The sequence below is a fragment of the Ruegeria sp. HKCCD8929 genome (assembly GCF_013031405.1).
Lineage (GTDB): Bacteria > Pseudomonadota > Alphaproteobacteria > Rhodobacterales > Rhodobacteraceae > Ruegeria.
The window spans coordinates 331405-349709 of the sequence record NZ_WPZY01000002.1 but is presented as its reverse complement, the minus strand read 5'-3'; the positions used below and the strand labels follow the sequence as shown (position 1 = coordinate 349709).

The 18305-nt window shown below is 63.0% G+C and carries 22 protein-coding genes and 1 other RNA gene; 11 read left to right on the top strand and 12 right to left on the bottom strand.

Annotated features, from left to right (window positions below; all coding sequences use genetic code 11):
• Nucleotides 1-136 precede the first annotated feature (136 nt).
• Entirely contained in the window at nt 137-1093 is a 957-nt protein-coding gene (locus tag GOX53_RS04340) for an NADPH:quinone oxidoreductase family protein (RefSeq protein ID WP_171173771.1), read from the top strand.
• 4 nt (nt 1094-1097) lie between these two features.
• On the opposite strand, the gene GOX53_RS04335 is transcribed toward GOX53_RS04340, so the two are convergent.
• A complete protein-coding gene (locus tag GOX53_RS04335) occupies nt 1098-1976 on the bottom strand; it encodes a LysR family transcriptional regulator (protein ID WP_171173770.1) in 879 nt (292 codons plus the stop codon).
• Between the two features lie 126 nt (nt 1977-2102).
• Here GOX53_RS04335 and GOX53_RS04330 point away from each other — a divergent pair, with 126 nt between their 5' ends.
• From GOX53_RS04330 to GOX53_RS04320, 3 genes are all read left to right on the top strand, one after another.
• A complete protein-coding gene (locus tag GOX53_RS04330; RefSeq protein WP_171173769.1) occupies nt 2103-2312 on the top strand; it encodes a DUF1127 domain-containing protein in 210 nt (69 codons plus the stop codon).
• A gap of 161 nt (nt 2313-2473) precedes the next feature.
• Entirely contained in the window at nt 2474-3250 is a 777-nt protein-coding gene (locus GOX53_RS04325; protein ID WP_171173768.1) for a Bax inhibitor-1/YccA family protein, read from the top strand.
• A 79-nt stretch (nt 3251-3329) separates the two neighbouring features.
• A complete protein-coding gene (locus GOX53_RS04320) occupies nt 3330-3800 on the top strand; it encodes a GNAT family N-acetyltransferase (protein ID WP_171173767.1) in 471 nt (156 codons plus the stop codon).
• Between the two features lie 33 nt (nt 3801-3833).
• Here GOX53_RS04320 and GOX53_RS04315 read toward each other — a convergent pair whose 3' ends face one another.
• The 10 genes from GOX53_RS04315 to GOX53_RS04275 form a co-directional block, all read right to left on the bottom strand.
• A complete protein-coding gene (locus tag GOX53_RS04315) occupies nt 3834-4346 on the bottom strand; it encodes a hypothetical protein (RefSeq protein WP_171173766.1) in 513 nt (170 codons plus the stop codon).
• 51 nt (nt 4347-4397) lie between these two features.
• A complete protein-coding gene (locus tag GOX53_RS04310) occupies nt 4398-4883 on the bottom strand; it encodes a GNAT family N-acetyltransferase (RefSeq protein WP_371810250.1) in 486 nt (161 codons plus the stop codon).
• 75 nt (nt 4884-4958) lie between these two features.
• The gene (gene rpmG, locus GOX53_RS04305) at nt 4959-5126 is read right to left on the bottom strand and encodes a 50S ribosomal protein L33 (protein ID WP_005630270.1); all 168 of its coding nucleotides are present in this window, start codon (nt 5124-5126) and stop codon (nt 4959-4961) included.
• A 126-nt stretch (nt 5127-5252) separates the two neighbouring features.
• Nucleotides 5253-5960 carry a DUF533 domain-containing protein gene (locus GOX53_RS04300; protein WP_171173764.1) on the bottom strand — a complete coding sequence of 236 codons (708 nt, stop codon included), beginning with the start codon at nt 5958-5960 and terminating at the stop codon, nt 5253-5255.
• A gap of 81 nt (nt 5961-6041) precedes the next feature.
• An RNA gene (rnpB, locus tag GOX53_RS04295) (RNase P RNA component class A) lies at nt 6042-6435 on the bottom strand.
• Nucleotides 6436-6574: 139 nt separating this feature from the next.
• Nucleotides 6575-7240 carry an N-acetylmuramoyl-L-alanine amidase gene (locus GOX53_RS04290; protein WP_371810249.1) on the bottom strand — a complete coding sequence of 222 codons (666 nt, stop codon included), beginning with the start codon at nt 7238-7240 and terminating at the stop codon, nt 6575-6577.
• 4 nt (nt 7241-7244) lie between these two features.
• Complete coding sequence (locus GOX53_RS29745; protein ID WP_254446454.1) at nt 7245-7964, bottom strand: hypothetical protein; 720 nt, start codon at nt 7962-7964, stop codon at nt 7245-7247.
• Nucleotides 7965-8007: 43 nt separating this feature from the next.
• Nucleotides 8008-9495 carry an Asp-tRNA(Asn)/Glu-tRNA(Gln) amidotransferase subunit GatA gene (gene gatA, locus GOX53_RS04285; protein ID WP_171173762.1) on the bottom strand — a complete coding sequence of 496 codons (1488 nt, stop codon included), beginning with the start codon at nt 9493-9495 and terminating at the stop codon, nt 8008-8010.
• A gap of 3 nt (nt 9496-9498) precedes the next feature.
• Nucleotides 9499-9786 carry an Asp-tRNA(Asn)/Glu-tRNA(Gln) amidotransferase subunit GatC gene (gene gatC, locus GOX53_RS04280; RefSeq protein WP_171173761.1) on the bottom strand — a complete coding sequence of 96 codons (288 nt, stop codon included), beginning with the start codon at nt 9784-9786 and terminating at the stop codon, nt 9499-9501.
• Between the two features lie 352 nt (nt 9787-10138).
• Entirely contained in the window at nt 10139-10798 is a 660-nt protein-coding gene (locus tag GOX53_RS04275) for a ceramidase domain-containing protein (protein WP_171173760.1), read from the bottom strand.
• Between the two features lie 57 nt (nt 10799-10855).
• Here GOX53_RS04275 and GOX53_RS04270 point away from each other — a divergent pair, with 57 nt between their 5' ends.
• The 3 genes from GOX53_RS04270 to GOX53_RS04260 are packed head-to-tail and all read left to right on the top strand — an operon-like array spanning nt 10856 to nt 13688.
• Nucleotides 10856-11548 carry a metal-dependent hydrolase gene (locus tag GOX53_RS04270; protein WP_171173759.1) on the top strand — a complete coding sequence of 231 codons (693 nt, stop codon included), beginning with the start codon at nt 10856-10858 and terminating at the stop codon, nt 11546-11548.
• Nucleotides 11548-12723, top strand: a complete 1176-nt coding sequence (locus tag GOX53_RS04265; RefSeq protein WP_171173758.1) for a M24 family metallopeptidase — start codon at nt 11548-11550, stop codon at nt 12721-12723. The genes GOX53_RS04270 and GOX53_RS04265 overlap by 1 nt, the downstream gene beginning before the upstream one ends.
• Nucleotides 12720-13688, top strand: a complete 969-nt coding sequence (locus GOX53_RS04260; protein WP_171173757.1) for a nuclear transport factor 2 family protein — start codon at nt 12720-12722, stop codon at nt 13686-13688. Before GOX53_RS04265 ends, GOX53_RS04260 begins: the two co-directional genes overlap by 4 nt.
• A gap of 4 nt (nt 13689-13692) precedes the next feature.
• Here GOX53_RS04260 and GOX53_RS04255 read toward each other — a convergent pair whose 3' ends face one another.
• The gene (locus GOX53_RS04255) at nt 13693-14142 is read right to left on the bottom strand and encodes a nucleoside deaminase (protein WP_171173756.1); all 450 of its coding nucleotides are present in this window, start codon (nt 14140-14142) and stop codon (nt 13693-13695) included.
• On the opposite strand from GOX53_RS04255, the gene GOX53_RS04250 reads away from it, so the two are divergent.
• The 4 genes from GOX53_RS04250 to GOX53_RS04235 all read left to right on the top strand — a co-directional run bounded on the left by GOX53_RS04250 (nt 14123) and on the right by GOX53_RS04235 (nt 18298).
• The gene (locus tag GOX53_RS04250) at nt 14123-15022 is read left to right on the top strand and encodes a pseudouridine synthase (RefSeq protein WP_254446453.1); all 900 of its coding nucleotides are present in this window, start codon (nt 14123-14125) and stop codon (nt 15020-15022) included. The genes GOX53_RS04255 and GOX53_RS04250 overlap by 20 nt on opposite strands.
• A 176-nt stretch (nt 15023-15198) precedes the next feature.
• On the top strand, nt 15199-16110 hold the full coding sequence (locus GOX53_RS04245) for a 5-bromo-4-chloroindolyl phosphate hydrolysis family protein (protein WP_171173755.1): 912 nt from the start codon (nt 15199-15201) through the stop codon (nt 16108-16110).
• 28 nt (nt 16111-16138) lie between these two features.
• Entirely contained in the window at nt 16139-17329 is a 1191-nt protein-coding gene (locus GOX53_RS04240) for a toxic anion resistance protein (RefSeq protein ID WP_171173754.1), read from the top strand.
• A 45-nt stretch (nt 17330-17374) separates the two neighbouring features.
• On the top strand, nt 17375-18298 hold the full coding sequence (locus GOX53_RS04235; protein ID WP_171173753.1) for a DUF2927 domain-containing protein: 924 nt from the start codon (nt 17375-17377) through the stop codon (nt 18296-18298).
• Nucleotides 18299-18305: the final 7 nt, after the last annotated feature.

The window sequence follows — 18305 nt, the reverse complement described above, 5'->3', positions numbered from 1 at the left end:
CGACTCAACGACTGTTTCCACAACGCAAACGAAGGGTCTGTTTGGCCAAGATTGAGGAGCGCGCGGGTATCGCAGGAACCGGTTTGACACTCGCCTCACTTCAACGGTTTATAGCCTGAAAAAAAGGGGGTTTCAGATGCGCGCATATCGAATCGAGGCGCCTGGCGCACCGGCCGAACTCGTTCAGGTTGACCGGCCCGAGCCGGGGCCGGATCAGGTCCGGGTAGCGATCCGCGCCTGCGGTCTGAACTTTGCGGACCTTCTGATGCAGAAGGGTACGTATCAGGACACGCCCGCTGCACCGTTTACACTTGGCATGGAAATCGCCGGTATTGTCGACAAACCGGGAACAAACGTACGCAACCTGAAGCCGGGCGACCGAATCGCCGTCTACTCAGGTCAGGGCGGGTTGGCGGACTATGGTGTCTTTGATGCAGATCGTGCCATCCCCTTGCCGGACACAATGACTTTCGAAGATGCGGCAGCGTTTCAGATCGCTTACGGCACCAGCCACATCGCTTTGGAGCACCGCGCACGCCTGCAACCCGGCGAGACCTTGTTGGTGACCGGCGCTGCCGGTGGGGTCGGTCTGACCGCCGTCGAGATTGGCAAGCTGATGGGGGCGACCGTTATTGCGCAGGCAAGGGGCGAGGACAAGCTTGCCGTCGCAAAAGCCGCCGGGGCGGATCATCTGATCGACGCCTCCGAGGATTTGCGTGCCCGCGTCAAGGAACTGGGCGGCGCCGACGTTGTTTACGACGCCATCGGCGGCGCCGTGTTCAATGCGGCCTTTCGCGCCACCAACCCCGAGGGCCGCCTACTGCCCATCGGGTTTGCCGGTGGCGAGGTGCCACAGATTCCGGCCAATCATCTGCTGGTCAAGAACCTCACCGTGATCGGCTTTTACATCGGTGGTTACCTGAAGTTCCGTCCCGAGATCGTGCGAGACAGCTTCCGGACCCTATTCGCTTGGCATGCAGAGGGCCGGATCAAACCGCATGTCAGTCACACCTTGCCGCTGGATAGGGTCGCCGAGGGCATGCAACTGCTCAAAGAGCGAAAATCCACCGGCAAGGTTGTCATCACGCCTTAGTTCGTCAGACGACCGCCCGGATGTGCGACGGGCGCAACGCCGAAAAACTCTGCCGGATCAGTTCCGCAAGCTCTTCGACATATTTCTCGCGCACACGATCCGCCCCGTAGAGGTTGATGTGCTGCACCGGCAGACGGGGCAGCGCCCCGCCATGGTCAATCAACTCCTGATGGCCGGGTTGAGTGCCTTCCAGCAGCACACCAACCGCCAGATCGGCGCTGACCGTGGCCTCGACCGTGCGGTCGGAATCGCTGTCCAGACCCAATTCCCATTCGATCCCGGCCTCTTCCAGTGCCGACAGCGCGACGGGGCGGAAACTGCAGATACGGCAGAACCCCAAACGCAGCGGCCTTTGTCGCCAGGCTGAGCCGTTGCGTGCACCGACCCAGCGCAAGGGCATGTGATGGATGGTCTCTGCCCCCTCACCCTCGCCGGTTTCGGTAGTCAGAATCAGATCGTAGGTGCCGCGATTGAACTCCTCTTTCAACTGGCGGGTATTCGAGGTCGCGAGGTTCACGTTCACCCGCGGATAATTGGCGTTGAACGTCTGCAGCACCCGCGGAATCGCCGGATAGACGATGTCGTGCGGCACGCCCAAAACCACCTCGCCCTCAAAGGCCTGATCCGTGAGCCGCCCGATCACCTCGTCATTCAGGGCCACCATCCGGCGGGCATAGGCCAGAAGCTGTTCACCCGAGGCGGTGAGCGCAATGCCGCGGCCACTGCGGTCCAGCAGTTCGAGCCCCAGCAACTCTTCCAGTCGCTTGAGCTGCATGGATACGGCGGATTGCGTTAGGTGCAGGAATCCTGCGGCGCGGGTGACGCCGCCATTGTCAGCCACCGCTACAAACGAGCGCAAGGTGGTGATGTCCAAATTTCTCATAATCACGATCCTTGATGATAAACATCAGAAACATTCGTTTTGAGAATGAACCACATTCTCCCATATTGATCAAGGAAATTGATGAAACAGTCAAAACCCATCAAAAGTACGGAAAGGAAATACATCATGGCACTGACCACTGCATCACACACCTGCCGCCCTGTCCGCACATCCCGTCTGGCCGCAGTGAAACGTCTGTTCGCCGTTTGGCGTCAGCGTCGCGCGCTGGAACGCCTTGATGATGCGGCTCTGAAGGACCTGGGACTCACCCGCGATCAGGTCGACCGCGAAGTGCGCCGGCCGATCTGGGACGCGCCAGAAACCTGGCTTCGCTGACCCACGCACGCACAACCCGAGTGTTTTGGTTCGAAATGTCGGGTTTTGCGTGCAAGAAACAGCTCGAAAGGCTTGAATTGGGGGGCTTCCTCTCCGATATTTGTTCCGAGAGTTGCAGGTACACGCCTGCGCAGACAACGGACTATTGTAGGGAGACCCCAATGGCTGAATTCGACACAATCCGGACGGGCGCGGGCGTACGCGCCGCCCAGATTGACGAGGGCCTACGCGCCCATATGAACAAAGTCTACGGCACAATGTCCGTAGGCATGCTGATCACCTTCCTGGCGGCCTGGGCCATTTCGGGTCTGGCGGTCACCACCGATCCGTCGGCAGCGGCTGCGCAGCTGAGCGCAGACAAATACCTGACCTCGTTCGGGTACTCGATCTACGCCTCGCCGTTGAAATGGGTCATCATGTTTGCCCCGCTGGCCTTTGTCTTTGGCTTCGGCGCTGCGATCAACCGGTTGTCGGCCGCGGGCGCGCAGGTGGTGTTCTACGCCTTTGCCGCCGTGATGGGCCTTTCTATCAGCTCGATCTTTCTGGTCTTCACCGGCCAGTCCATCATTCAGGTGTTCCTGATCACCGCAATCGCCTTCGCCGGTCTGTCGCTCTATGGCTACACCACCAAGAAGGACCTGTCGGGGATGGGCACCTTCCTGATCATGGGTCTGATCGGCCTGATCGTTGCCATGATCGTCAACATCTTCCTCGCCTCGTCGGCTGTGGCCTTTGCCATCTCGGTGATCGGCGTTCTGATCTTTGCAGGCCTTACCGCCTATGACACGCAGAGCATCAAGAACACCTATCTGCAGATGGCCCATTCCGGCGATCAGGAGTGGCTGGGCAAGGCTGCCATCATGGGCGCGCTGAGCCTCTATCTGGACTTCATCAACATGTTCATGTTCCTGCTCCAGTTGATGGGTAGCCGCGAATAACGCGACACCGGATATCACAATTGCCAAGGGCGGGTTCCAAAGAACCCGCCCTTTTCTATTTCACGGACGAGACAGTGCCATGTCGATCATCGAGATTCCTGCTGCAGAGGTCCACCGCCTGATCCCGCTCTTGCGCCAGGTGCACGACCTGCACGTTCTGCATCAGCCTCGGCGCTTCAATCCATTTCCGGCTGATTCCGAAATTGCTCCGTGGCTTGCCGACTGGCTGGCCCAACCTGACATCCACGCGCTGGGATATGAAACCGTCGGCAAGCTCACCGGCTACGCCGTCTATGAAATCGAACGCCGTCCCGCATCCCCACTGAGGCCTGCCGAAACCCGCGCCATGCTGCATCATGTCAGCGTGGATACGGAACACCGGCGACAAGGTATCGGAACGGCGCTGATCGCAGCCATCCGGGATCGGCTCGATCCAGACGACATTCCGGTCATCGCCACCACCTATGCCAGCTTCAACATTGCTTCCGCAGCGCTCATGGCCGCGTCAGGCTTTGAGCCTGCGGTGATCTTTGCGGAATGGCGGGTCTAGATTCGGTTGCCAATCAGGCGACCGGGCGGTGCCTTATCTGCAGTTCAAAGGAGCTGCAAAGCCACTGGTGCGCAGGCTCGATGTGCCCTTCTGATAGACGTTCCCACCGATCAGGCACCCTGTCAGACGCGGAATCGACGCTGCAAACCGGGGCCCCGTGCTGACATCCATCCGGTCAGCCGCACCTTCCGGGGTTCGCAGGACCGCATACAGCACATTGTTGACGCTCACGGTGCTTAGCATCAGGGTTTGTCGATCGCCTCCGATCTCGACCGCCTGTCCGGGCACCCGCCCGCCATTGTCAATCGCCACGCCCGCAACCTTGGCGGGATCGGTCTCTTCGGTCAGCAATTGAGGCGTGGTCAGCCCGGCCAGCTCAGCCGGAACACTGTCGCGACTGGCAACAAAACCCGCTGCCTCGCGGCTCTCGACGATTGTCCGGGGCTCGCCATCGATGCCGGTGAATCCGACCCCTTCTCGGTTCCAGATATCTTCGCAGGCAGAAAGCGTAACGAAGGCGAGCGCGGGCAGAAGGATTTTTTTCATGACAGTCAGAGCGTTGTGGCGGACTTGTGAACCGTAACGGCAGCGGCCCCGTCATGACAAGCTCTGTCTCATACGAATTGCCGGAAAGCTGATGCCCGGTTGCAACGCAACCTCCATCGGACCTTCGGACCGGAACCCCATCGCGGCGTAGAAAGGCTCGGCGGTAAAGGTGGACCAGCATTCCAGTTCGGTGATCCCCGCCGCACCCGCCTGGATCAGGATATGTGACAGAATCGCCCGCCCCACGCCGCGCCGGACCGCGCGGTCATCGGTGACCACGTGACGGATATGTCCCAGCTCTTTCAGGCTCCTGTCCCTTGTCCAGCCGCCAGCCCCCAGAATCGCTCCGTCGCCCTCCGCCACATAATACGTCCCACAGGTCAGCAGCGCCGGTTGCGCCCGGCTGATCAGCGGCAAAGCGGTCACCAGAACCGACGGCGCGTAGTCGTGTTTGAGCAGCTTTGGGTAAGCACGCGCCAGCAGCGCGTCGACCGCCGCGATATCCGCTGCTGTGGAAGGCCGGACAAGAAGTTCCACACTCACCTCGCAAAACGAAAAGGGTCACGCCGCAACGTGACCCTTTCACAGATTTTGTCCAGTCTTTCGGAAGGCTTACTTGATCTTGCCTTCTTTGTACTCGACATGCTTGCGAGCGACCGGATCGTATTTACGAACGGTCATTTTCTCGGTCATGGTCCGCGCGTTTTTCTTGGTCACGTAGAAGTGGCCCGTGCCCGCGGTCGAGTTCAGACGGATCTTGATGGTCGTCGGCTTCGCCATGGTTATCTCCTGCGTCCGGAAAGGCAGGGGCCTTTCGGTTGAATTCTCATGAGCGTGCGCTTTTACGCCCTGCACCGCTTATGTCAAGGACAAACGCCGCCCGGTTCACCGGATTCCGGCGCCGGTTCAGGATGGCAGGTTCGGCGCCCCCATATACGAGTGAATCTGATCGCGTTCCACATCAGAAAGGCCCAGAGCGGTGGAAAGCTGCCGCAGATAAGACGCCTCGCGCGCGTTATCCAGCCGAATCGCCGCCAGAGATGTCGCGTAGACCTGAGTCTTGAGCGGCGCTCCGGACGCAGCCGCCAGTCCCATCACGTCGATCGGAGCATCCAGTTGTTCCTGCACGAATTCCCGTTCCGCGTCGCTGATGTCATCGCCCAACTCACCCAGGATCGTATCCTTCTCGTGCGCATCCAGCTCTCCATCCGCTTTCGCGGCCTGAATCATGGCGCGCAGCATCAGCTTTGCCTGTTCCTCCATGGCGGCACCGGCCGGGGTGCCCTGAAAAACCGTCTCCATCATGTCGGTCGTTTGCTGGCCGCCGGTTCTGGCCGCCCCCTGCATCGCATTCAGCAGTCCGCCCAGCCCGGCCGCTCCGGCCGCGCCGCCGCCGAGCCCCATCTTGCCGATCATGTCCTGCAATCCCGATGCGCCACCTGGCATGCCGAACTGCTCGGCCATCTTGCCAAGCTGGTCCATCCCAAACCCGCCGCCTGAGCCTTGCATCATGTCTTGCAGACCGGCCATACCGCCCATCTGCTTGTATTTCTCCAGACCCTTTGCGGCGGCAAATCCAACAGCCACCGAGGCCAGCGCTTTCATGAAACTCATATGTCTTCTCCCAGCTTGTGCGCCATCCCCAAGGGGCACCATAACAGACTGAGACAGATGCGAATACCGTCAGAGCGATTGATGCGCGGAGGGCCTGTAAGCCGGATCCTGTTCCGGGGTTGCCCCCTTCGATGACCATTCCTCTAGGCCGTGCATTGCGGCACGGCTCAAGCTGCCAACCCGGTCCCTCTCGGCCAAGACGCGCTTAGCGGCGGTATCGGCTGACGCCGACCGGCCCGCGCGGGGACCCTATTTGGCATTGCTCCCGGTGGGGCTTGCCGTGCCGCCGCTGTTGCCAGCGGCGCGGTGGGCTCTTACCCCACCGTTTCACCCTTACCCCACACATGCGGGGCGGTCTGTTTTCTGTGGCGCTTTCCGTCGGGTTGCCCCGCCCGGGTGTTACCCGGCACCGTTGCCTTGTGGAGTCCGGACTTTCCTCTCGGGCCTACGCCCCAGCGGCCATCCGGCCCTCCGCGCAAGGGTGCAGTTATGCGGTGGGCTGCGCTGCGTCAAGCCGGGGCACGATAGAGGGCGCTGCCCTTCTTGGCCTGCGACCAATTCACCCCGGGATATTTGGAGCAAGAGGAAGACGCGCGGCCATTCATCTTGCGTACTCAGGTCCCAAGGGCCGTATGGCCGAGTGGGATGAAATCCGCTTGGACCAGCGGGCCCTTGCCCCATGGGCGGTATCTGAGGCGAACGGCAGCGAGGAGCGTTTCGTCGTCAGTTTCGGCCGTGAAACCAGCATCGTGTGCCAGCGCACGGAAGGCATGTGGCGTTACGTCCTGCGGGCCTTCATCATAACCGCGCCGCGCCGCCAGTTCCCCACGCTCCAGCCGCGCCCAGTCGAAGCGCGGACCAGGATCGTGTTTGCGGCCCGGTGCCATGTCGGAATGGCCGATTATGCCTTCGGGCAGAATGCCCCAACGTTCCATTATCCCCGGCAACAGCCGTTCAAGCGCCGCCATCTGCGGTTCAGCAAAAGGATGAGTACCGCCATTGTCCAACTCGATGCCGATTGAGCGGGAGTTGATGTCATCGACCCCACACCAGCTTCCTGCACCGGCGTGCCAGGCGCGGTCGGCCTCGTCCACCATCTGCCACAGATGACCGTCCATACCGATCAGGTAATGCGCCGAAACTTCGGCCTGCGGATCGCACAGCCGTTCAAGCGCCGCCTCAGCGCTCTCCATGGCGGTGTAGTGGATCACAATCAGCGACGGGGTCAGACCATCACGGCGCGGCCCGAAATTCGGTGAAGGATGCCAGACCGGCTGCACGCGTTCAGTTATTGACCGCGCGGCGGAACGGGCTTGGGTCCCAGCCGCAGGCGTACCCGTCCCCGTCCGGGTCCAGACCCTTGCGGTCCCGCTGCGGGCCGCCACCGGCCAGGAACTCGATCTGCGCCTGATCCGCCGAAGGATATCCCGCGCAATTGCGTTGCGCCTTGGCCCGCAGGTTGAAACCCGCGCGGCTATAGAGCTGGGTTCCGACCGGGTGCGACGTGCTAAGGGCGTATTGCACGATATTGGGTTGCGCATCGCCGCTGCGCTGAGGCACAGCGGTGGGCGCAATCACCTGATAATTGGCCTTGTTGCGCTCGATCCGCGCCGCATCGCTTTCGATCGTCTGACGGTTGGAGACAGCCTGAAAATCCTGCTCGTCCGAGATGCCCGCATTGCTGCTGGCAACCGGCGCAGGGACCGGAGCCGACGCTTGCGGAGACGTGGCTCCCAGCACAGCCGCCGTCTGATTGGCAATGTCCGCGTCGGGATCCCCCGAGGGCGCTTGAAGCGGCGCACCGCCCGCCGTCGCTGGTGAAAGCTGCTCGGACGACACAACCGAGGGCGGGATAAGGGCCCCATTTGTCCCGGTTTGCCCTGCCAGCGCGGCCTCACGCTGCGCCTGGTATTCAGGGGTGTTGAATCCCGCGCCCGACGACGGAACCGCCGTATCGCAAGCCGCCAAAACGCCGATCACCGGTATCAGAAAGAGTGCACGCATCTGATGCTGCCTTGTTGTTCTTGTCCTTGCCCGGGGCGGGACGTTACCACCATTTTGCAGGCTTGGCCACAAACCCGGCGGCAGTCTCCAGCGCGTAGGCGGTATTGAGCAGATCGCCCTCTTCCCACGGACGCCCGATCAGTTGCAGACCCAGCGGCAGACCCTGCTTATCCAGTCCGGCAGGCACCGAGATACCGGGCAGTCCCGCAAGGTTCACGGTGACGGTGAAGACGTCGTTGAGGTACATCTGCACCGGATCGGCCTCGGTCATCTCGCCCAACCCAAAGGCCGCCGAAGGGGTGGCCGGAGTCAGGATGGCGTCGACACCGGCGGCGAAGACATCCTCGAAGTCCTTCTTGATCAGGGTTCGAACGCGGCGCGCGCGGTTGTAATAAGCGTCATAGAAACCTGCCGACAGAACATAGGTGCCGATCATGACCCGGCGCTGCACCTCGTGGCCGAAACCTTCGGCACGGGTCTTTTCGTACATCTCGGTGATGCCGTCGCCCTGCGCCAGCGTGGCCCGGCGGCCATAGCGCACACCGTCATAACGGGCGAGGTTCGAGGACGCCTCGGCCGGCGCGATCACGTAGTAGGCCGGCAGCGCGTATTTGGTGTGCGGCAGCGAGATATCGACAATCTCGGCACCCGCTGTTTTCAGCATGTCGGCGCCGTCGGACCAGAGCTTCTCGATCTCTGCGGGCATGCCGTCCATGCGGTATTCCTTGGGGATACCGATTTTCTTGCCCTTGATGTCGCCGGTCAGCATCGCCTCGAAATCAGGCACGGCCAGCTCGGCGCTTGTGGAATCCTTGGGGTCGTGGCCGCACATGGTTTCCAGCATGATCGCCGCGTCGCGGACATTCTTGGTCATCGGCCCGGCCTGATCCAGCGACGAAGCAAAAGCGACGATGCCCCAGCGCGAGCAACGGCCATAGGTCGGCTTGATGCCGGTGATGCCGACAAACGCGGCGGGCTGGCGGATTGAACCGCCGGTATCGGTGCCGGTTGCCGCCAGGCACAGATCGGCCGCCACGGCCGAGGCCGACCCGCCCGATGAGCCGCCCGGGGTCAGTTGCGCGTCGTCATTGCCACGGCGCCAGGGGCTGACGGCATTGCCGTAGACAGAGGTTTCATTGGACGAGCCCATGGCGAATTCGTCCATGTTGAGCTTGCCCAGCATCACCGCACCCGCATCGGCGAGTTGTTGCGACACGGTGGATTCGTACTCCGGCTTGAACCCTTCGAGGATTTTCGAAGCTGCCTGCGAGGGCACGCCCTTGGTGCAGAACAGGTCCTTGATGCCAATAGGCAAGCCGCACATCGAGGGCGCATCGCCTTCCTTGATCCGCGCATCGGCAGCCTTGGCGCGTTCCATGGCGATCTCGGGGGTTTTGTGCACGAAAGCGTTCAGCGCATCCGCCGCGTCGATGGCGGTCAGGCAGGCGTCGGTCAGTTCCACGGATGTGGTCTCGCCCTTGCGCAGCGCGTCGCGGGCCTCGGCCAGGCCCAGTTTGTTCAGATCGCTCATGTCTTACTCCACCACCTTCGGGACCGCAAAAAACCCCTCGCGCGCGTCGGGGGCGTTGGTCAGGACCTTGTCCTGCTGGCTGCCGTCGGTGACCTGATCCTGACGGCGCTTCAGCCGCATGGGCGTGACCGAGACCATCGGCTCGACACCCTCGACATCCACCTCGTTCAACTGCTCGATGAACCCCAGGATCGTGTTGAACTCCGAGGCCAGCGCGGGCAGCGCATCATCCTCGACCTTGATCCGGGCCAGTTTGGCCACCTTGGCGGCGGTGCTTTGGTCAATCGACATGGGAAACCCTCATCTGCGTTACGGGGCGTTTACCGCTCTGCGGGGCGGGTCGCAAGGGCGCAGGAGGCTTGTCAGGCGGGTTACAGCGAACACCCTGCCATGCCGCGCCAGCCATCCGCTTCGAAGGGACGTAGCGTAGGCGCCGCACGACATCCCGCGGCAACAGAGGGCCACGCCCTCCCTCGGGTGGGCGCCCGGAACGCGTGTGGTCAGCGATTTATCTCAAGAGCCCGGACGACGGATGGGTGGCGCAAGGCGTCGCCAATGCGCCCTCCCATGGAGGAGGGAGGGCGCGGCCCGGCGGCACTGCGTGCCTTGATTCCGGGCCAATTTGGTCGCCAACTGTGTGGGATCAATCAGCCGCAACTTTCGAAGCCTTAGACCGCCGATAAACCTCAATCATCCAACCCAGCATCACCCCGTTCAAAACGTGCCACAGGAAATGCGTCCCCACAGGCCACACACCGCAAAGCGGCACGTCCAGAGACCGGAAGGTGATGGACACGATCAGCACACACGCTCCAACGGCCAGCCCCAGCGCAGTCTTCGGCGCTCGGTGACGGAGCAATACGGCATAGATCAGGATCAGCAACGGCACCGGCGCGTAGCCCGCGGAGTCGCCCAGCCCCGGGATCAGCCGGAAGACAGGCACGGTCGCCGCTGCGTAGGGAAAAAACAACGCCGTCAGACCGAATGCCCGCCATGTGTTCAGATGCCAGACATCCCGATTGATCGCAAAGATATAGACAAGTATGAACAGCAGGATCGGTGCGACATCCACCACCGCCGCCCAGACCTGCGCATGGGTGTGGAACAGATAGCTCCCCACCCCGATCGCCGCCAGAATGACCACCAGAAGCACGGCCAGCGGCATCCCCTGCCCCCGCACCCGCCGCCACATCACAAACGCAGCGATCAGAAACGCCGCGTTTGTCACCGCGTTCACCGGCTCGGCCCAGTAGTCTGGGCCCAACCGCTCACAATACCCGTCGATTTGCCGCATCCAGTCCATGGATTTTTACTTAAGCGATGCTAGGCTGCCGCGACCAGACATGCGGGAGGTTTTTTCATGAATATCATCTGGCTGGGCCATGGCAGCTTCCGGATCGAGACCGAAGGGCAAGTGCTGCTGATCGACCCCTGGCTGACGGGAAACCCCTCGCTGCCAGAAGAGCATCACGATGCCGCCATCGAAGGAGCCACACATATTTTGCTGACCCATACTCATTTCGATCACGTGGTGGATGTGCTGCCGCTGGCCAAAAAGCTGGGCGTGCCGGTGGTTGGGCAATATGACCTGATGGGGTTCTGGGGTGAGTCCGAAGGGATCGAGACCGTGGGCTTCAACAAGGGCGGCACGGTGGACCTGAACGGCATCATGGTGTCGATGGTGCCCGCCTCGCACAGTTCGACCTTTTCGACACCGGACGGGCTGCGCACCGGCGGGACCGAGGTGGGCTACATGATCCGAACCGAGGGCAAGATGCTCTACGTCTCGGGCGACACCGACATCATGGCCGACATGGAGTGGATGGGGGATTATTACAAACCCGATATCGGCATCCTGTCGGCGGGCGGGCATTTCACCATGGACATGAAGGCCACGGCCTACGCGGCCAAGCGCTACTTCAACTTCAAGACCGTAATCCCCTGCCACTACAAGACCTTCCCGATCCTCGAACAGTCCGCGCAGGACCTGATCGACGGGCTGCCCGGGGTCGATGTGATCGAGCCGCAGGTGATGCAGGGCATCGCGCTCTGATGCCCGCCTCGGATTTCAGCCGGGCCGAATATGCCGGGCGGATCGCCAAGACGAGATCGGCGATGGCGGCGCAGGGGATCGACACTTTGCTGGTCGCGGACCCGTCAAACATGGCCTGGCTGACCGGCTATGACGGGTGGAGCTTCTATGTGCCGCAGATGGTCATCCTGCCCGCCGAGGGCACGCCGCTCTGGTGGGGGCGCACGCAGGACAAGGCGGGGGCGGCGCAGACGACGTGGCTCGATGCCTCGGACCTGCATGACTGGCCCGAAGAGCATGTCCAGCACCCCGACCACCACCCGGTCGAGGCGCTGGTAACCCTGCTGCGCGATCACGGCTGGACCCGCAATCTGGGCGTCGAGATGGACAACTACTATTATTCGGCGGCCAGCCACCGGGTGCTGGAACAGGCCTTTGGCCGTGAGGCGTTGAGCGATGCGACCGGGCTGGTGAACTGGCAGCGCGCGGTCAAGAGCAGCACCGAGTTGGACATGATGCGCAAAGCCGGGCGGCTGACGGCGCATATGCATTCTGTGCTGCGCGAGGGGTTTCGCGAAGGCGTGCCCAAACATGAGTTGGTGGCGCAGGTGCAGGCGGCGGGCGTGGCCGGGCTCCCCGGGCTGCCCGGGGATTATCCCGCCATCGCGCCCATCGCGCCCTCGGGGCGCGAGGCATCGGCCTCACACATCACCTGGAACGACCGCCCGCTGACGGCGGGTGAGGCCACCTATTTCGAAGTCTCCGGCTGCTTCCGCCGCTATCACTGCCCGGCCAGCCGCACGCTCTATCTCGGCGAGCCCCCGGCCGATATCCGCCGCGCCGAAGCGGCCGTGCTCACCGCAATCGAGGACGCCTTCGCGACCGCCCGTCCCGGCGTGACCTGCGAAGAGGTGGCGGCCTGCGTCTACGAAAGCTTCGCGCGCGCGGGTTATGTAAAGGCCAACCGCACCGGCTATCCCATCGGGCTCAGCTACCCGCCCGACTGGGGCGAACGCACCATGAGCCTGCGCCCCGGCGACACGACGCCGTTGCAGGAGAACATGACCTTTCACCTAATGCCGGGCCTCTGGACACCGGACTGGGGTCTGGCGATCACCGAGAGCTTTGTGGTCACGCCGGAGGGCGGCAAACCCCTGGCCGATATGCCCCGCGATCTTGTCGTGAAACCGTTATGACCCAAGCAGTCCGCCCCTCGCCAGAACTGATCGCCGTGGTGCGACGTTGGAACGAAGTGGTTCATGCCAAGGACAGCGCAGCGCTCTCCAACATGCTGTCGACCTCTGAATACCTGCGGTACCAGGGCTCAGCCGAAGGGGAGAGCTGGTCCGGATCTCTGTTCCGAAAAGGCTTTCCCGATCACGTGGCCGAAATCCCGGAATACGACTGGGACGAGCACAGTCTCGAGGCCTTCGAATGCGGCGCGGTCGGCTGGGCCCACTGCGTTGCCACTCTCCGCTTTGCCAGCAACCAAAAGGCCATGGTGCACCGGTTCACCTTTGTCCTGCATCTCGAAGACGGCGTGTGGAAGATCGTGCATTGCCATGTTTCGAACCCGGTCGCGAACATGGAAAAAATCGGTATCGAGCATAAGGCATTGGACGCGCTGGTTGCAGCGGCACGCGATGGGTTTCGCCAGGACCAGCGCGAAGGCATGGCGTCGGTCATGTTCACCGATATCGTCAACTCCTCTGCCATCGCCGAGATGCTGGGGGATCGGGTCTGGACCGAAGCGGTTCAAAAACACCTCGATCTCGCCCGTGACACGATCGAGGCGCAAGGCGGGACGCTGGTGAAATCACTGGGCGATGGAACAATGTCGAGCTTTTCCTCGGCCCGGGCTGCCTTGACGGCCGCCGCGGAGCTGCAACGGCGCAATGCGGAGGAACCTGATGAACCGCCACTCCAGATCCGCATCGGAATTCACACCGGGGACGTGATCCAAACGGATGACGATTTCTTCGGCACGGTGGTGAACAAGGCGGCGCGGGTTGCGGCGGCCGCCACTCCGGGTGAAATCTGCGTGTCCGACGCGACGCAGTTGCTGGTCGGCGGACAGGGCGCACTGACCTTCGGCGCGCCCAGATCGGTTACCCTGAAAGGCCTGCCCGGCGATCACAGGATTTTCGACCTGAAATGGTAGCGCCCTAACGCCGCTCGGCAAAAAACCCCTTGAGCAAACGCTCGGCCTCTTCGGCTCCGATCCCGTCATAGACCTCAGGCACATGATGCGCCTGCGGATGGCTGAACACCCGTGCCCCATGCGCCACCCCGCCCGATTTCGGATCGGCGGCCCCATAGTAGATCCGCGCGATCCGGGCCGCCGCCAGCGCCGCCGCGCACATGGCGCAAGGCTCCAGCGTCACGTAGAGGTCATGCCCTGGCAACCGCTCCGACCCCACCGCTGTGCAGGCTGCGCGCAGCGCAACGATCTCGGCATGGGCGGTGGGATCGTTCCACTCGCGGGTACGATTGCCCGCCGCGGCCACCACCTCGCCTGAGGGGGCGACGATCACCGCACCCACCGGCACCTCTCCGCGCTCTGCCGCCGCGCGCGCCTCCTGCAGGGCGCGATCCATGTATGATCTGAAAACCATGCCTCTGACTGCCCCACAATCCCGGCTTTCGCAAGCCGCCGGGATCAGGTATGGCCGGTCCATGAGCAACACCCCTCCTCCCGGCGACCGGATCGCCAAGACCCTTGCACGTGCGGGCATCGCCTCGCGCCGCGAAGCCGAGCGCATGATCGAAGCGGGCCGCGTGGCAGTTAACGGCAAGACCATCGACAGCCCGGCGCTGAACGTCACCGCCAAAGACAAGATCACCGTTGACGGCAAACCGGTGTCCGAGCCTGAACCGGCGCGGCTGTGGCTCTACTACAAGCCTACCGGGCTGGTGACCACCGCACGCGACGAAAAGGGCCGGGCCACCATCTTCGACGGCCTACCCGAAGACATGCCCCGGGTGATGAGCGTCGGACGGCTGGACCTGAACTCCGAGGGGTTGCTGCTGCTGACCAATGACGGTGGCATCAAGCGCAAGCTGGAACTGCCCTCGACCGGCTGGCTGCGCAAATACCGGGTGCGGATCAACGGGCGGCCCAAGGACGAGGATTTCGCGCCGCTGCGAAAGGGCCTGGTCATCGACGGCGAGCGATTTCAGCCGATGACGGTCACGCTCGACCGGCAGCAGGGCGCCAATGCCTGGCTGACCGTGGGCCTGCGCGAGGGCAAGAACCGTGAGATCCGCCGCGCGATGGAGGATATCGGGTTTTCGGTCAACCGGCTGCTGCGGGTGTCTTACGGTCCGTTCCAACTGGGCAACCTGAAACCCGGCGAGGCCGAAGAGGTCCGCCGCCGCGTGCTGCGCGACCAGTTGGGGCTGGATGCGGACGGCAAAACCCCGCCGCCCGGCGCCGAACGCCCGAAACGTCCCCAACGCAGCCGCAAACCCATCGGCAAAAAACCCCGCGCCTGAGACCTTTAAGCAAACCTTCCCCCTAGCGTGGCGCGGGCGCATCCTCTAGATTCCGGGTGAACACGACACCTTGGGGAGCCTCATGTCTCAGACCGGAGTGCAGAAAATGGCCTTTGCGGCCCTGCTCGTGCTGTTGTTCGGTGTCTGCACCGGATTGCTGGGAGGGCTCTGAGCGCATGGCCAAACGCTATGGCGGCAAGTTCAGCCCCGACGGCTCCGACACCCCCGAGCAGCCGGAACGCAACCAGTTCGATGGTGCGCGCGTGGATCCGGTGGGCGTGCGGGCGAATGTGATGTTCGCACCGGCGATCCCGCTGGTGTTTCTCTCTCTCAACGATGGCGCCATCGGCATGACGCTGGGTCTTGTGGCCGCCGGTCTGCTGACCGGGGCGGCCTACCTGTTGCGCGAGGGGCTGCGGGCCGAGGCCGCCTATAACGCCCGCCGCGTGGCCCGGCGGCCCGCCTTTCCGCGCAAGATCTTTGCCAGCGTCCTGACCGGCATCGGCGCAGGGCTTGCCGCTTTTCGCAATGACTATCTGGATGCCGAGACCGTCGCGCAGGTCAGCCTGCTGGCCCCGGTCCTATATGGTCTGGCGGGCACCGTTCTGCATTCCCTGGCCTTCGGCTTCGATCCGCTAAAGGATAAGGGGATGGAGGGTGTCGATACGTTCCAGCAGGACCGTGTCGCCCGCGCCGTGAACGAAGCCGAAACCTATCTGACCGCCATGTCCGACGCCATCGCCCGCGCAGGCGACCGCCGGATGGAGGCGCGGGTCGAGCGGTTCCAGACCGCCGCGCGCGAGTTGTTCCGCACGGTCGAGGAAGATCCCCGCGACCTGAGCGGCGCCCGCAAATACCTGACCGTCTACCTGCAGGGCGCGCGCGATGCGACGGTGAAATTCGCCGATGTCTACTCTCGCACCCGCGATGCGCAGACCCTGAACGACTACTCGGCACTGCTCGATGATCTCGAACAGAATTTTGCCGCCCGAACCCGCAAGATGCTGCTGGACGACCGCAGCGATCTGACCGTGGAAATCGATGTGCTGCGCGACCGGCTGCAGCGCGAAGGAGTCCGGCTGGACTGACCGGACCATTTGAGTGAGGAAGCGTTTCATGTCCGATGCGATCAAGAACAAGGCCATTGAGGCCGAAACCCTGGTGCACGAAGTCACCGCAGTGGCCCTGCCCGAACCGCAGGCCGATGTCGTGCCGCTGGAAGAGGCGGACGAACCCGTGGGCACCGAAATCCGAAAGCGCATGGGCGAGATCGACATGGGTGACACCAACTCGATCGTGTCGTTCGGCTCGGCGGCACAGGCCGAGTTGCAGGAAATCAGTCAGGCGATGCTGGCGGATGTGCGCAACAAGGATGTGGGTCCCGCCGGCGACAGTCTGCGCAATATCGTGACGACCATTCGCGGCTTTTCGGTCAGCGAACTGGATGTGCGCCGCGAGCGGTCGTGGTGGGAAAGACTGCTGGGCCGCGCCGCGCCCTTTGCCAAGTTCACCGCCCGTTTCGAGACCGTGCAGAACCAGATCGACAAGGTCACCGACGACCTGCTGGGGCATGAGCACACGCTGCTCAAGGACATCAAATCGCTGGATCTGCTTTATGAAAAAACCTTGGATTTCTACGACGAACTGGCGCTCTACATCGCTGCGGGCGAGGAAAAGCTGACCGAGCTGGACAGCCAGGACATCCCGGAAAAAGAGACCGAGGTTCAGGCCGCGCCCGAGGACCAGCAGGTGATGCAGGCGCAGGAACTGCGCGACCTGCGCGCCGCACGCGACGATCTGGAACGCCGCGTGCATGACCTCAAGCTGACGCGACAAGTGACCATGCAGTCGCTGCCCTCGATCCGGCTGGTGCAGGAAAACGACAAGTCGCTGGTGACCAAGATTAACTCGACGCTGGTCAACACCGTGCCGCTGTGGGAAACGCAACTGGCGCAGGCCGTCACCATCCAGCGCAGCGCCGAGGCTGCGGCAGCAGTGCGCGACGCCAACGATCTGACCAACGAACTGCTGACGGCCAACGCCGCCAATCTGCGCGAAAGCAACAAGATGATCCGGCAAGAGATGGAGCGCGGCGTTTTCGACATCGAAGCCGTGAAACAGGCCAACGCGGACCTGATCGGCACCATTCAGGAAAGCCTGCAGATCGCCGACGAAGGCAAGGCCAAGCGGGCCGCCGCCGAAGAGGAGCTGAAAAAGATGGAGGCCGAACTGCGCGATACGCTGGCTGCGGCCAAGGCACGGCGCGACGGGCTGGGCGACACCGCCGCCACCGCCGTTCCGGGCTGACCCTTGCAGGCGCGCACCGGCAGACATTTGGGGGGTGTCTGGGCTTTGACCGCCCTGACGGCCCTTGCCGCGTGCGAGCCCGTATTGCAGTCGGTTCCGGCCCCGCAAGCCCGCCCGGCGGGCCTGACCCAACCGGCGCCCGCTGTGACCGCCCCGTCTGCGGCCAGCCTGGATTTGGCGCGCTACTATCAGAGGGTGCAAAACGATCTGCTGACCCGGGGCCTGCTGCGTACCGATGGCGGAGGGCCGGACACGCCCTATGATGCCGAAGATCTGGCGCGCAATTTCGAGGCCATCGCCTTTTATGACGAATACCCCGGACAAGCCGTATCAGCGACCGGCCGCCGAACCAGCGGTCAGCTTAGCCGCTGGTCCGCACCGGTGCGCATCCGCACCGAATTCGGGCCAAGTGTAGCGCTGGAGCGGCGCGAGAAAGACAAGGCCAGCGTCGAATCCTACGCCGCCCGGCTGGGGCGGGTTTCGCGCCATCCGATCAACACAACGACAAGCCGCAACGCCAACTTTCTGGTTTTTGTCGCGGGCAAAGACGACACTACTTATGTGCAGAACCGCCTGCGCCAGTTGATCCCCAATATCGGCCAGGCGCAGCTCGACCTGTTCGAGGATCTGCCGCGCTCTTTCTATTGCTTTGTCTTTGCCACCGCTGGCGGCGGCTCCCCCTATACCTACACCCGCGCCGTCGCGCTGATCCGGGCCGAACACCCCGATCTGGTGCGGCTGAGCTGCATCCACGAGGAAATCGCGCAAGGTCTGGGTCTGCCCAATGACAGCCCCGCAGCGCGGCCTTCGATCTTCAACGACGACGACGAATTCGCGCTGCTGACCAGCCACGACGAAAAGCTGTTGGAGATGCTGTACGACCCCCGGCTGAAGCCGGGCATGACAGCCGAACAGGCCCGCCCGGTGGCCCGGATCATCGCGCGTGAACTGATGGGCCAGTCACTCTGACCCGCAT

Bases quoted from the DNA above. Each gene is read 5' to 3' on its own strand.
- GOX53_RS04315 (WP_171173766.1), bottom strand. From the start codon at position 4,346: ATGAAAAAAATCCTTCTGCCCGCGCTCGCCTTCGTTACGCTTTCTGCC.
- gatC (WP_171173761.1), bottom strand. From the start codon at position 9,786: ATGTCGATTGACCAAAGCACCGCCGCCAAGGTGGCCAAACTGGCCCGG.
- GOX53_RS04265 (WP_171173758.1), top strand. From the start codon at position 11,548: ATGCCCGCCTCGGATTTCAGCCGGGCCGAATATGCCGGGCGGATCGCC.
- GOX53_RS04330 (WP_171173769.1), top strand. From the start codon at position 2,103: ATGGCACTGACCACTGCATCACACACCTGCCGCCCTGTCCGCACATCC.
- GOX53_RS04250 (WP_254446453.1), top strand. From the start codon at position 14,123: ATGTATGATCTGAAAACCATGCCTCTGACTGCCCCACAATCCCGGCTT.
- GOX53_RS04320 (WP_171173767.1), top strand. From the start codon at position 3,330: ATGTCGATCATCGAGATTCCTGCTGCAGAGGTCCACCGCCTGATCCCG.
- GOX53_RS04300 (WP_171173764.1), bottom strand. From the start codon at position 5,960: ATGAGTTTCATGAAAGCGCTGGCCTCGGTGGCTGTTGGATTTGCCGCC.
- GOX53_RS04275 (WP_171173760.1), bottom strand. From the start codon at position 10,798: ATGGACTGGATGCGGCAAATCGACGGGTATTGTGAGCGGTTGGGCCCA.
- gatA (WP_171173762.1), bottom strand. From the start codon at position 9,495: ATGAGCGATCTGAACAAACTGGGCCTGGCCGAGGCCCGCGACGCGCTG.
- GOX53_RS04260 (WP_171173757.1), top strand. From the start codon at position 12,720: ATGACCCAAGCAGTCCGCCCCTCGCCAGAACTGATCGCCGTGGTGCGA.
- GOX53_RS04255 (WP_171173756.1), bottom strand. From the start codon at position 14,142: ATGGTTTTCAGATCATACATGGATCGCGCCCTGCAGGAGGCGCGCGCG.
- GOX53_RS04325 (WP_171173768.1), top strand. From the start codon at position 2,474: ATGGCTGAATTCGACACAATCCGGACGGGCGCGGGCGTACGCGCCGCC.
- GOX53_RS04340 (WP_171173771.1), top strand. From the start codon at position 137: ATGCGCGCATATCGAATCGAGGCGCCTGGCGCACCGGCCGAACTCGTT.
- rpmG (WP_005630270.1), bottom strand. From the start codon at position 5,126: ATGGCGAAGCCGACGACCATCAAGATCCGTCTGAACTCGACCGCGGGC.
- GOX53_RS29745 (WP_254446454.1), bottom strand. From the start codon at position 7,964: ATGCGTGCACTCTTTCTGATACCGGTGATCGGCGTTTTGGCGGCTTGC.
- GOX53_RS04245 (WP_171173755.1), top strand. From the start codon at position 15,199: ATGGCCAAACGCTATGGCGGCAAGTTCAGCCCCGACGGCTCCGACACC.
- GOX53_RS04335 (WP_171173770.1), bottom strand. From the start codon at position 1,976: ATGAGAAATTTGGACATCACCACCTTGCGCTCGTTTGTAGCGGTGGCT.
- GOX53_RS04240 (WP_171173754.1), top strand. From the start codon at position 16,139: ATGTCCGATGCGATCAAGAACAAGGCCATTGAGGCCGAAACCCTGGTG.
- GOX53_RS04270 (WP_171173759.1), top strand. From the start codon at position 10,856: ATGAATATCATCTGGCTGGGCCATGGCAGCTTCCGGATCGAGACCGAA.